16 protein-coding genes are annotated in these 12,554 nt (G+C 39.0%); 13 read left to right on the top strand and 3 right to left on the bottom strand.

Features of this window, described 5'->3' with window-relative positions:
• The first annotated feature begins 2 nt into the window (after nucleotides 1-2).
• Both LVD16_RS12825 and LVD16_RS12820 read left to right on the top strand, forming a co-directional pair.
• The gene (locus LVD16_RS12825) at nucleotides 3-338 is read left to right on the top strand and encodes an avidin-fold protein (protein WP_233774345.1); all 336 of its coding nucleotides are present in this window, start codon (nucleotides 3-5) and stop codon (nucleotides 336-338) included.
• A 39-nt stretch (nucleotides 339-377) separates the two neighbouring features.
• Nucleotides 378-836: a hypothetical protein gene (locus LVD16_RS12820; RefSeq protein WP_233774344.1), complete on the top strand. Its 459-nt coding sequence runs from the start codon at nucleotides 378-380 to the stop codon at nucleotides 834-836.
• Nucleotides 837-935: 99 nt separating this feature from the next.
• Here the strand turns inward: LVD16_RS12820 and LVD16_RS12815 are convergent, their stop codons facing one another.
• From LVD16_RS12815 to LVD16_RS12805, 3 genes are read right to left on the bottom strand one after another with little or no spacing between them, the layout of a single operon-like run.
• Nucleotides 936-1,706 carry a DUF547 domain-containing protein gene (locus LVD16_RS12815; RefSeq protein ID WP_370687644.1) on the bottom strand — a complete coding sequence of 257 codons (771 nt, stop codon included), beginning with the start codon at nucleotides 1,704-1,706 and terminating at the stop codon, nucleotides 936-938.
• 10 nt (nucleotides 1,707-1,716) lie between these two features.
• Nucleotides 1,717-2,427, bottom strand: coding sequence for a TIGR04283 family arsenosugar biosynthesis glycosyltransferase (locus LVD16_RS12810; protein ID WP_233774343.1), 711 nt, complete (start codon nucleotides 2,425-2,427; stop codon nucleotides 1,717-1,719).
• Between the two features lie 33 nt (nucleotides 2,428-2,460).
• Nucleotides 2,461-3,474 carry a hypothetical protein gene (locus LVD16_RS12805; RefSeq protein ID WP_233774342.1) on the bottom strand — a complete coding sequence of 338 codons (1,014 nt, stop codon included), beginning with the start codon at nucleotides 3,472-3,474 and terminating at the stop codon, nucleotides 2,461-2,463.
• Nucleotides 3,475-3,632: 158 nt separating this feature from the next.
• Here LVD16_RS12805 and rpsF point away from each other — a divergent pair, with 158 nt between their 5' ends.
• The 11 genes from rpsF (at nucleotide 3,633) to LVD16_RS12750 (ending at nucleotide 12,553) form a co-directional block, all read left to right on the top strand.
• Complete coding sequence (gene rpsF / locus LVD16_RS12800; RefSeq protein WP_233774341.1) at nucleotides 3,633-4,001, top strand: 30S ribosomal protein S6; 369 nt, start codon at nucleotides 3,633-3,635, stop codon at nucleotides 3,999-4,001.
• The gene (gene rpsR, locus LVD16_RS12795) at nucleotides 3,998-4,249 is read left to right on the top strand and encodes a 30S ribosomal protein S18 (RefSeq protein ID WP_233774340.1); all 252 of its coding nucleotides are present in this window, start codon (nucleotides 3,998-4,000) and stop codon (nucleotides 4,247-4,249) included. Before rpsF ends, rpsR begins: the two co-directional genes overlap by 4 nt.
• An 18-nt stretch (nucleotides 4,250-4,267) precedes the next feature.
• The gene (gene rplI, locus LVD16_RS12790; protein WP_233774339.1) at nucleotides 4,268-4,711 is read left to right on the top strand and encodes a 50S ribosomal protein L9; all 444 of its coding nucleotides are present in this window, start codon (nucleotides 4,268-4,270) and stop codon (nucleotides 4,709-4,711) included.
• Nucleotides 4,712-4,834: 123 nt separating this feature from the next.
• The gene (locus tag LVD16_RS12785) at nucleotides 4,835-5,725 is read left to right on the top strand and encodes a MerR family transcriptional regulator (RefSeq protein WP_233774338.1); all 891 of its coding nucleotides are present in this window, start codon (nucleotides 4,835-4,837) and stop codon (nucleotides 5,723-5,725) included.
• 141 nt (nucleotides 5,726-5,866) lie between these two features.
• The gene (locus LVD16_RS12780) at nucleotides 5,867-6,373 is read left to right on the top strand and encodes an RNA polymerase sigma factor (RefSeq protein ID WP_233774337.1); all 507 of its coding nucleotides are present in this window, start codon (nucleotides 5,867-5,869) and stop codon (nucleotides 6,371-6,373) included.
• 15 nt (nucleotides 6,374-6,388) lie between these two features.
• Nucleotides 6,389-7,873: a bifunctional phytoene desaturase/3,4-desaturase gene (crtID, locus tag LVD16_RS12775; RefSeq protein ID WP_233774336.1), complete on the top strand. Its 1,485-nt coding sequence runs from the start codon at nucleotides 6,389-6,391 to the stop codon at nucleotides 7,871-7,873.
• A complete protein-coding gene (locus LVD16_RS12770) occupies nucleotides 7,870-8,706 on the top strand; it encodes a phytoene/squalene synthase family protein (RefSeq protein WP_233774335.1) in 837 nt (278 codons plus the stop codon). Before crtID ends, LVD16_RS12770 begins: the two co-directional genes overlap by 4 nt.
• Nucleotide 8,707: 1 nt before the next feature.
• Entirely contained in the window at nucleotides 8,708-9,232 is a 525-nt protein-coding gene (idi, locus tag LVD16_RS12765) for an isopentenyl-diphosphate Delta-isomerase (RefSeq protein ID WP_233774334.1), read from the top strand.
• 90 nt (nucleotides 9,233-9,322) lie between these two features.
• Nucleotides 9,323-10,618, top strand: a complete 1,296-nt coding sequence (locus LVD16_RS12760; RefSeq protein ID WP_233774333.1) for a cryptochrome/photolyase family protein — start codon at nucleotides 9,323-9,325, stop codon at nucleotides 10,616-10,618.
• Nucleotides 10,618-12,072, top strand: a complete 1,455-nt coding sequence (locus LVD16_RS12755; protein ID WP_233774332.1) for an SDR family oxidoreductase — start codon at nucleotides 10,618-10,620, stop codon at nucleotides 12,070-12,072. Before LVD16_RS12760 ends, LVD16_RS12755 begins: the two co-directional genes overlap by 1 nt.
• A gap of 4 nt (nucleotides 12,073-12,076) precedes the next feature.
• Complete coding sequence (locus LVD16_RS12750) at nucleotides 12,077-12,553, top strand: SRPBCC family protein (protein WP_233774331.1); 477 nt, start codon at nucleotides 12,077-12,079, stop codon at nucleotides 12,551-12,553.
• Nucleotide 12,554 lies beyond the last annotated feature (1 nt).

Raw genomic sequence — 12,554 nt, 5'->3', positions numbered from 1 at the left:
CTATGAACTACCACCATAAAAAGTTTAGACCACTGAGCAACTCTGAAAATGGTGAGATATCCGAGGATACTATTTTCCATTATCATCAGGAGGGTAATATTTTAACCTGTGAATATAGCGGTAGTCAGATCAAAAAAGGACACCTCATTGGCCTGGTAGATGAAGATGGAAACATCAACATGAGGTACCATCAAATCAACGCTAAAGGTGAATTGATGACTGGCATTTGTCAGTCTACACCTGAGGTTTTACCTTCCGGCAAGGTACGCCTACATGAAAAATGGCAATGGACCTCAGGAGATATGTCCCATGGTGAATCCTTATTGGAGGAGATATGATATATTAAATTAAACTATCCAAAATCAATTCTATACAACATGAACAGCTATATTTTTGAAACAAAAGAATTCGGACTATCTGATGAGGGTATTCATTTACTACGAGACCGCTTTAACTATAAAAGCATATTATTCTCTGAGATCCTAAAAATAGAAGTGAAAAAGGGAAAGGAATTGAAAAATTGGGGTGTTATTTTTACTATTGGCTTGGGCCTGGTTCTTTTCTTCATCTACTATTCAGTAAAGCTTTATCTCGCATATGTCAATGGAACTCTGCATACGATATATATTGAACAAATTGTAATACCTGTGATTCCGCTTCTATTTGGAGCTTATTGCGTATACAATTCTTTACAAAATGGCACAATCATGTATCTGCGAACGATTAAAGGAAAACGGTTTAAGCTATCACTAAAATCAATTGAAAAAGATAATCAGCTCCAAGATTTCCGTAAGTTTATTAGCCGTTTAGGTTCCAGTATTATATGGAATGCATGATTTGAGATACTCTGTCTGCACTGGTGTGGCTACCCTTTTACTTTCTTATTATCCAGAACTTTTAATTAAAGTAAAAAAAACGATCTAGTAAGGATTAAATTACTCCTGCTCATTCAACCTCCAGTCATAATCCAGATAATCTATATCTGCATCTTTGGAGATTTTGACTTTACTGTACTGATTTAGAAAATCGATCAGATCGCCTTTTTTAGTAAAATCCTTGGTGAACCAGCTAAATATCTTGGATAGCTCAACATGATTTTTCTCTATTTTATTACGCTTACCATCATTAACAAATGATATGGCTTGCTCTTTCAGTTGTTGTTCAATCTTCGGTGCGGTATAAGCTTCATTCCTAAGCTGAGGGCAAGAGTATGACGCGCAGTTAATGGCAAAGTGTATTCTTGGTTCATTAAACTCCTTTCTAAGTATATCATGCTCAATCTCGTCAAGGCTGCTCTCCTTGCCTCCTATTTTGAAGAACTTCTTGTGCCACACGGTATTAATTCCAGGAATCTTCAAAGTAGGGTGCAGATCCTGAATACTTTCCACTGGATAATTATCAACTATCAGTTTGATAGTGAATGCATTGTAAGCATTGATCCAATAGGCCAGCTGCTCAGCCTTAGACCATTTTGCCTTATCCGGTGCATGACTACTTACCTGACTCAGGTATTCTTCCAGCTGCTTTTTATCTTTTACAAAGCCTTTGTAGTCTACTAATCCTTCTGCATCTACGTGCCTCTTCACTAGTTCATCCCAAAGCTTATGAGACGGAGGCTCAGCCGAACTGCTTCTGGCTGTACTATTACAAGCCATTACAGATATAAGCATCAAAGGAATAAACATATATTTAATCACAGCTTTCATTATTTTTCGTTTAATCTATACATGATTTAGAAGGTTTTACCACATGCTTTTTAATGGTCTTTACCATTTTCTCCTGAGATGCTCCAATGGAGTATAAGAAAAATACATAGGCATAGATCATCTGAAGCCTTACAGCTCCGTTAGCCCGGTAATCTCTGGCAGAGGATATGGCGTTTTCCTTAATCACCTTAAATCTCTCCACCTCTTTCACCCGCTCTATAAAATCGTATTCTTCCATGATCATCATAGAAGTATCGAAACCTTCCAGGTGCTTGAATAACCATTTGTTTACAAATAGTGTTTGCCCACCGCCCCTACAAAACCAAAAAGGCAACCTCGAAAACCAATTACAAAATCGCAAAAAAGGATGCGCCCAATCAAAAATTGATGTAAAACAGCCCGCTTTGATTCGATTATTGACAGCATTAAGTAGATGTTCATAAAACCCTACCGGCGGCCTGGTATCTGCATGCACAAAATACAAAAGGTCTCCTTTGGCCACCTCAGCAGCTTCGTTCATCTGAAAAGCTCTGCCCTTATTTTCGCTTAGCATAAATCTGGCGGATGTTTCCATCACCCTCGTCCTGGTGGCATCAGTGCTACCTCCATCAATCACAATAATCTCAGCCGACTTACCGCTAATTTCCTCTTCTAAAAAATGTAATAAAGGGAGAATATTGGCTTCTTCATTATACGTAGGAATGATAATGGAAATTTCCATAAACCAGTTACGAAGTTTTATTCAATAAGGATTTTAATAACGTTTCACTATACCCTTCTCTAAATCAGCATAATATGTCTGATGGTAATCATGGTCTAAATCCACCACCTTAATTTCCACATATCGTATCCCCTTTGCAAGAAATTGGTCAGTAAATAATACATGTTCTCTATCATCAGCAGGGCTATAGCCAAAATGATATTCGCTCAGCGTCTCTGAAGGTTCACCACCAATAATGGTAATCTGAATTTCCGATCCCTTGTCAAAATCCAGCGGCAAGGTGATTTTATCAGGCCCATCAGAAATATGGAAATATACCTCTTTCACCAAATAGTTTCTTTCTCCCTGAAGCTCAAGTATCAATCGGTAATAATATGTACCTGGTCTAAAAAGACTATCGGTGTAAAAGTAATCCTGCTGTGCATTTCCGAAAGCATTGTAGTTCATGGGCACCTCCTCTAATTCACCGAATTTAAACGCTGACTGCTCTCTGCGCTGTATTTTGGTTCCCTTACATTGCTGTAGCAGAGAATCAGGGATGCTCCATTCTAATAATACCTTATTACCATTGGCCTGAGCCTCAAAGTCATTCAGCACCTCCACTTTCTCAGCCGATACACCGTTTGGCTTAGCATTAACTTCCAGAGCGAAGGCACAAAAGTCATGTAAATAGCCATCAATATTAATCCAGTAGTCGTGGTGAGGCTTGAGGTTTTCAAGCTCAACAAAAATATCGTCCTGGGTAGCCAGAGAAACACAGGATAGCATGCTGTAGGTATGAGGCTGGCAAAGATCGCCTTCAAACACTACTAACTGCACCCCCAGTAAATCACGGCATTTCTGATCAGAGATATTAATATATAAATGTGAAGCGCTATCTGTATTAAATATATACCATTGATCATTATGGTACTTAATGCATTTTCCGGTTAGTTCCTCATTAATACATGCAGCCTCCACCGTATTCTTCTCAGTATGAGAATTGACCGGTTTTCCTACATTAAGGCGGATAGCTTCCTTCATATTGTCGTTTGCCGATTGCGCCATGAGATTAGAGCAGAGCCCTGTAATGGTAAGAAATACAAAAATTAGTCTGTGATAACCCGATAAAAGCATGAAGTAATATTAAGGGTATTTTTGATTTATAAAAAAGAATAACTAGTTTTGCAGACCAAAATTTTAATCACTTATAAAATACTGATTTTATGAAAAATTACGAGACGGTATTCATTTTAAATCCCGTTTTGTCTGAGGAGCAGATGAAGGATACTGTCGCAAAATTCGTACAGGTATTGAAAGATGGTGAAGCAAACATCATCAATGAAGAACAGTGGGGACTAAAAAAGCTGGCTTATCCTATCCAGCATAAATCTACTGGTTTCTATAACCTGGTTGAATTTGAGGCGAATCCTGAGCTTGTAGACAAATTAGAGACTGAGTTTAGAAGAGACGAGGCAATCATGAGATTCCTTACAGTTTCTTTAGACAAGCACGCTATCGAGTATAACGAAAAGCGTAGAAAAGGAGCATTTAGAAAAGATAAGAAGAAGGCTAAGGAGGAGCCAGCATCATGACATTAATGAACGAACCTGTAAACAGGAACGAAAACAAGAACAAATACTGCCGTTTCAAGAAAAACGGTATCAAATACATCGATTACAAGGATCCTGATTTCTTGTTGAAGTTTGTAAATGAGCAAGGTAAAATTTTACCAAGAAGAATAACTGGTACTAGCTTAAAATTCCAAAAGAAAGTATCTCAGGCAGTAAAAAGAGCTAGACACATAGCTTTATTGCCATATGTAACCGATTCTTTAAAATAAGAAAAGAGCTTAATTATCATGGAAGTAATATTAAAACAAGATATACAAGGACTTGGTTACAAGAATGACACTGTAGAGGTGAAGCCAGGTTACGGTCGCAACTACTTGATTCCTCAGGGTTTTGCTATCATTGCTAGCAAATCTAACTCTAAGATGATCGCTGAGAACATCAAGCAAGCAGCCCACAAAGCAGAAAAAATAAAGAAAGATGCTGAAGAAATTGCAGCTAAAATTGGCGATATGACTATCGAAATCGGTACGAAAGCTGGTGAAAGCGGTAAAATTTTCGGTGCTATCACTACTACTCAGGTAGCTGAAAAATTAAAATCTAAAGGATTTGATATTGACAAGAAGAAAATCTCTTTCAACGAAAATATCAAAGATCTTGGAGAGTACACAGCTACTATCGACCTTCATAGAGATGTGAAGCACGATGTTAAAATTAACGTTATAGCTGAGTAATTCAGAAATACTATAAGAAAAAGCCTTGGTGTTTACATCAAGGCTTTTTTTATGCCCTTTCTACAACATTCTCTCACTTTCACTGTTAGTATCCTGATAAAATAAAGTTTCCCATTCTACCTCATGAGTAAATACAGTATTAAAGAGCTTGCGCAACTTTCAGGCATTAAAGCTCATACTATACGCATATGGGAAAAGCGGTATCAGGTGATCAAACCCAAAAGAACCGCATCCAACATCCGCTTTTATTCTGACGAAGACTTAAAACGAATTCTCAACATTGCGATCCTGTATAACCATGGCTATAAAATTTCCAATATTGTAGCCCTTACGCAGGATGCTCTGGCCCATGAAATAGACGAGGTAAGTCAGCAGAACTCTAACTATAGCACCTACATTGATCAGCTGTCCATAGCCATGGTAGATATGGACGAGATGCTGTTCGAAGCTTTGTTGAATGACTACATCAGTCAGTTTGGCTTTGATAATACTGTACTGAGCATTATATACCCATTCCTGGAGAAGATAGGCATACTCTGGCTATCTAATAACATCTCCCCCATTCAGGAACACTTTATTTCTAACCTTATCAGGCAAAAATTCATCGTAGCTATCGATAATTTACCGCCTGTAAATGAGCCTGATAGAAAAAAAGTGATTTTATTTTTACCTCCTGAGGAACTTCATGAGCTAGGATTGTTGTATTGTAATTACATGCTTCGCAACATGGGCTATAGAACCATCTATCTTGGACAGCATGTACCCTTGTCAGACCTGGAAACCTGCATAACAAAAGTTCAACCTGAATATTTAGTTACCATTAGTTCAGTCTCGACTTCTGAGAACTGGAGTGTGGAATTTTTTACCCTATTTTCCCGCAAATTCCCCAAGTCACACCTATATATTTCAGGTAGAAACATTACAAATAACATCCTCCAAACACCAAAAAACATCGATCTATTTTATTCTATCCACGAATTAAAAAAAATATTCGAAGGAAATCTGAACAGCTAAGATTCTAGCATGATTTTTCATCTTATGGTCAATACACTGACTTGAGTGCATTATTCAGCCTTACCCGATTGAATAATTCTAAAAAAAGTTAGTCTTAAAATTTAATCTTGTTTAACATTTCATTAAATTCATTAAACAATTATGACCGCTGTTGAGTTTAACCATAGAATCGCCTCTTTAAAAGATACTTTAGAATTATTCACAAGAAGATTTACAAAAGATCAGGAGGAATCAGAAGACTTAATTCAGGATACAGTGCTAAAGGCGCTGACCTATAGAGATAAATTTAAGCAGAATACAAATTTAAAAGGATGGCTTTACACCATCATGAGAAATACGTTCATAAACAACTACAGAAAAGCACAAAGAGCAAAAACTACTCATGATGACACAAAAGAGCTTTACTATTTAAATGTTGCTGATGATTACACTTTTCACTCTCCGGATACTTCGTACGAGTACGAGGATATCATGAACTGTGTAAACGACGTGAAATCTGACTTATTAGAACCATTTAGAATGCACGTAGACGGCTATAAATATCATGAAATAGCTGATCATCTTGAAATTCCAATTGGTACCGTTAAGAACAGAATTTTTCACGCACGAAAAGAGATACAGAAAAAGCTGGTGGCATACGCCAGGTAACTATGAAAGAACTAAATGACTAAAACAAGTATCGCTGTAATTGGCTCGGGGTTCTCGGGTCTTTCAGCCGCCTCACATCTAGCCAATTCAGGATACAAAGTTAAGGTCTACGAGAAAAACTCTACCCCTGGTGGACGAGCACGCAAGTTCGTTTCTCAGGGGTTTACTTTTGATATGGGTCCCAGTTGGTACTGGATGCCAGATGTGTTTGAAAAGTTTTTCAACCATTTTGGTAAAACCACATCAGATTATTACTCTTTAAAAAGGTTAGACCCCTCCTATCGCATTTACTTCGGCGAGGATGACATCATGGATGTACCCGCCACTATGGATGAACTCTATGAGTTATTCGAGTCTATAGAAAAAGGTAGTGCTGATCAGCTCAAAGCATTTCTAAAAGAAGGTCAATATAAATACGAAGTCGGCATTAATGATCTGGTATACAAACCAGGCAAGTCTGTGACCGAATTCTTTGACAGCAGATTAGTAAAAGGGGTATTTAAGCTACATGTCTTTAATTCTATTTCCGATTATATAAGGAAGTTTTTTAAAAACCCGAAGCTGATTCAGCTTTTGGAGTTTCCCGTGCTTTTCCTGGGTGCTATGCCCGAGAAAACGCCCGCTCTCTACAGCCTTATGAACTATGCTGACATGAGTCTGGGTACCTGGTATCCTGAAGGTGGTATGCATAGCATAGTAGAAGCCATGTATAAACTGGCTCAATCACTAGGTGTAGAGTTCCAGTTTGATACTCCCATAGAGAGTATATGGATGAATGGTCAAAAAGCGCTGGGCGTCAATCACAGTAATCAGCAAGTAAGCCACGATTATATTTTGGCAGGCGCAGACTACAATCATGTAGAGCAGCAATTACTTCCTAAGCAATTTAGAAAATACGATCAGAAATACTGGGATAACCGTGAAATGGCTCCCTCATCATTAATATTCTATTTAGGTGTAAACAAAAGGCTTAAAAACCTTCTACATCATACTCTATTCTTTGATGAAGAATTTAGGCAGCATGCCATTGAAATATATGAGAAGCCGCAGTGGCCTACTCAACCATTATTTTATGTATGCTGTCCTTCACAAACAGATACGGACTGCGCACCTGAGGGCATGGAAAACCTCTTCATATTAATTCCTGTAGCTCCAGGTTTAGAAGATGATGAGGACACTAGAAATAGATATTATGATCTGGTTTTAGATAGGTTAGAAAAGCTTACTAAGCAATCCATCAAAGAGCATGTAATCTTCAAGCGTAGCTACGCTCATAAAAATTTTATAGAGGATTATAATGCCTTTAAAGGAAACGCATACGGTTTAGCAAATACTTTAAAGCAAACTGCCATACTAAAACCTTCAATGCACAGCAAAAAAGTTCGTAACTTATTATACACAGGACAGCTCACCGTGCCAGGGCCGGGTGTTCCCCCCGCTATCATTTCCGGTGAAGTAGCAGCTAAAGAAATCATTAAGCTAACCAACAAACATTCATGAAAGAGTTATTTGACCAGGTATCCATTAAGTGCAGCAGAATAACTACACATCAGTATAGCACTTCGTTTTCATTGGGTATACGCTGTCTGGATAAGCAGCTGAGAGACCCTATTTGCGCCATCTACGGATTTGTAAGATTCGCTGACGAGATAGTAGACACCTTTCATGAATATGATAAGGAAAGTCTGCTCCAGAGATTCAAAGATGACACCTACAGAGCCATTGAAGAAGGTATTAGCCTGAACCCTATTCTCAATAGCTTTCAGCAGGTGGTAAGACAATACAACATAGAAACCTCTCTCATAGATCAGTTTTTATATAGTATGGAAATGGACCTTAATCCACTCACCTATGATTCTTCTAAATACGAAGAATATATCCTTGGATCGGCTGAGGTGGTGGGGCTCATGTGCCTTCGAGTTTTTTGTAATGGAGAACAAAAGCAATATGATGAGCTTTCGCCTTACGCCATGAAACTGGGGTCAGCCTTCCAAAAAATTAACTTCTTAAGAGATTTAAGAGATGACTACCTCACACTAGGAAGAACATACTTCCCAGGCGTAGAGCTGCAATATTTTAACGATAGCCATAAATTAGAAATAGAGGCCGATATTGAAAAAGACTTTAAAATGGGACTTGCTGGCATTAAAAAGCTACCCTACAGTGCCAAATTCGGTGTATATCTGGCCTACATCTATTATTACGCACTATTTAAAAAGATAAAAAGAACACCTTCTGCCCACGTGATGAAAAGAAGGATAAGAATACCCAATCAACAGAAATTTTCTTTGTTATTTTACACCTATCTGAAACATAGGTTAAACTTACTTTAGAATGGAGAAGGTTATATTGGTCGATTCCAGAGACCAGGAGATTGGTACTGAGGAGAAAATGCTAGCACATGAGAAGGGTTTATTACACAGAGCTTTTTCGCTGTTAGTGTTTAATTCTAACGGAGAAATGCTTCTTCAGAAAAGAGCTTCTCATAAATACCATTCTGCTGACCTATGGACCAACACCTGCTGTAGCCACCCCAGACAAGGAGAAACCGTTGAAGAGGCAGCCAAAAGAAGGCTTGCTGAAGAAATGGGCATGGAAGCTGATCCAGAATTTCTATACAAATTCATTTACTCCGTATCCTTTGATAACGGACTCAGTGAACACGAGCTGGACCACGTACTCATAGCCCATTCTGACAACGAACCTAATATCAATACAGAGGAAGTATCTGATTGGAAATACATAGGACTTGAGGAATTACAAAACAAGCTAAAGGCTCAGCCTGAGTTGTTTACCCGTTGGTTTCAGATTATTATGGAAAGCTTTCCTGAGAAGGTAAAGCACCTGAAGCTCGCCTAAAAACATCCCCCGGCCGGAAGCTGTTTTTATTCCAACATTTATTAAGCAAAAGATCGTGCTCTGAACAGGCATGATCAGAAACTATTAGATATGGATAAAATAAACGTATTCTGGTTTAGAAGAGACTTAAGACTAGATGATAATATAGGCTTGCATGAAGCCTTGGAGCAGGATTTACCAGTATTACTACTTTTTATATTTGACAAAAACATACTCGATGAGCTCCCAAAAGATGATGCTCGGGTAAACTTCATACATGATCAGCTTACCAGCATCAATGAAGACCTGAAATCAAAAGGAAGCTCACTGCTTATAAAATATGACAGCCCTGAAAAGGCCTGGAAAGAGATCATTAAAGATTACGAAATCGAAGGGGTTTATACCAACCATGACTACGAGCCTTACGCCAGAGAGCGTGATGAAAATATTGGTAAGCTTCTGGAAAAGAATGACATAAGCTTCCATACTTTTAAAGATCAAGTCATCTTTGAAAAAGATGAAGTGGTTAAAAGTGACGGAGATCCTTATGTAGTTTTTACTCCATACAGTAAATTATGGCGTAAAAAAGCCACTAAACAGGATTTTGAAAGTGTATCATCAGCGCTTTATTTCACCAATTTTTATCAGAACAAAACGCTGAAGTTCTACTCACTGAAAGAACTGGGGTTTGAAAAGTCTGATATAGAAATTCCATCTACTCATGTAAGTGACAAAACCTTGAAGGAATATGCAAAAATGAGGGACTATCCTGCCGAAAAAGGCACCTCGAGGCTGGGCATTCATCTAAGGCATGGAACTGTAAGCATAAGAAAAGTAGCCTCTCACGCCAGAGAAACCAGCGACACCTTCCTTAATGAACTGATATGGAGAGAGTTCTATCAAATGATACTGTGGCACTTTCCACGAGTTGTCAATGAAAACTTTCAAACCAAATATGACAGTCTAAGATGGAGAAACAGTGAAAAAGACTTCAAAAAGTGGTGTGAAGGCAAAACCGGGTATCCTATGGTAGACGCCGGCATGAGAGAACTGAACACCACAGGATATATGCACAACAGAGTGAGAATGGTTGTAGCCAGCTTTCTGACCAAACATCTACTTATAGATTGGAGATGGGGCGAAGCTTACTTCGCAGAGAAGCTACTTGATTATGAATTAGCCTCTAACAACGGCGGCTGGCAATGGGCAGCGGGCACAGGAACAGATGCTCAACCTTATTTCAGAATATTTAACCCTGAGTCTCAGCTAAAGAAGTTTGATGCCGAACTTAAGTATGTAAAAAAGTGGATACCTGAATATGACACTGACGAGTATCCTGAACCTATGGTAGACCATAAGGAAGCACGTGAGCGCACATTAGAGAAATATAAAGCAGCCATTAACTAATGAAAGTTCTTTTAACAGGTGCCACAGGCTATATAGGACGAAGATTGCTCCCCATCCTGGTAAATGATGGACATCAGGTAGTTTGTATGGTCAGAGACCAAAGAAGGTTCGATTGGGATGACTTTGATGATGATTTCCTACGTCAGGTAGAAGTGAAAGAGGCCGACCTTTCAGACCCGAAAAGCCTGGATATGCTTCCGAAGGATATCGATGCTGCTTATTATTTGGTGCATTCTCTTACCAGCTCCTACTCTGGTTTTTCAGAGAAAGAAAAAGAGACCGCATTGAATTTTGCAGGCTATATAAAGAACACAACGGCAAAACAGATCATTTACCTGGGCGGCATCACCAATGCTGATGAACTATCTGAACACTTAGAATCGAGAAAGCAGGTAGAAGAATATTTAAAGACCAGTGAGAAGCCAGTTACAGTTTTACGAGCTGCTATCATCATTGGGTCTGGCAGCGCTTCGTTTGAAATCATCAGGGATCTGGTTGAAAAGCTACCCGTAATGCTGGCTCCGAAATGGCTTAAGAGCAAATGCCAGCCCATAGGTATAAGGAATGTAATGGAATATTTGGCTGGAGTACTAAACAAAGAAAAGGCCTTTGATAAAGTTTTCGATATCGGTGGACCGGATGTGCTCACCTATAAGCAGATGCTATATAAGTATGCCGAGGTAAGGAAGCTTAGCAGGCATATCCAATCAGTGCCAGTGCTTACCCCAAAGCTATCATCATTCTGGCTTTATTTCGTTACTTCCACCTCCTTCCCGCTAGCCAGGAATCTGGTAGACAGTATGAAACATGACGTCATAGTGGAGAATGAAGGCATTGATGAGGTGGTTTGTATAGAAAAATACACCTACAAAGAGGCCTTAGAAATGGCTTTTAGTAAGATTAGTCAGAAGAATGTCATCTCCAGCTGGACCGATGCAGTCACCAGTAAACGCTTCAAAACTGACTTCATGGATTTTGTGGATGTACCCGAGCATGGTTGCTTTCATGACATCAGAAAAATCGAGTTTTCAAGAAGTGCTGATGAAGTGCAAGAGAACCTATGGTCTATTGGAGGAACCAGAGGCTGGTATTTTGGTAATTCTTTATGGAAGATCAGAGGCTTTCTAGATAAACTGGTAGGCGGTGTAGGTTTGAGACGAGGTCGCAGGAGTCAATTTGATTTAAAGGCCGGAGACTCGCTGGATTTCTGGAGGGTGTTATTGGCAGATAGAAAAGAAAGAAGGTTGCTGTTATATGCAGAGATGAAACTTCCCGGAGAAGCCTGGTTGGAGTTTAAAATCAAAGAAAATGGAAGCAAAAGCACTCTTATTCAAAAAGCCACCTTTAGGCCACTGGGTATTTGGGGCAGAATGTATTGGTATGGTGTACTCCCCTTCCACTTCCTCATCTTTCCGCAGATGGCAAAAAACATAGTGAACACGAAATTAAGTTGAGAGGATGAAAGTTTATAATTTAACGAGACAGCAAGAGCTGCCTATAAGCCTGCCTGAAGCATGGGGTTTTTTCTCTACGCCTAAAAATTTGGCTAAGATAACACCCGAACACATGGGTTTTAACATCAAATATATTTCTGGTGGAGACCGCATGTATCCTGGTCAGATCATAAAGTATATTGTGAACGTTTTGCCTTCAGTGCCTGTTAGGTGGACTACCGAAATCACCCATGTAAGTGAGCCTCATTTCTTTGTAGATGAGCAGCGGTTTGGCCCATATGCTATGTGGCACCACCAGCATCATTTCGAGGAAACGCCCGGTGGTGTGCTCATGACGGACATCGTTAATTATGCTATTCCTTTTGGACCTATTGGTAGGTTTGCCAACTGGCTATTTGTAGAAAAGCAGGTAAAAAGCATTTTCGAACACAGATATAAAATACTAGAAGACTATTTTAAAGCTAAACCCGTAACTGTTTAAG

Origin of the sequence: Fulvivirga ligni (assembly GCF_021389935.1) — a bacterium.
Lineage (GTDB): Bacteria > Bacteroidota > Bacteroidia > Cytophagales > Cyclobacteriaceae > Fulvivirga > Fulvivirga ligni.
This window is presented reverse-complemented; position numbering and strand designations above follow the sequence as displayed.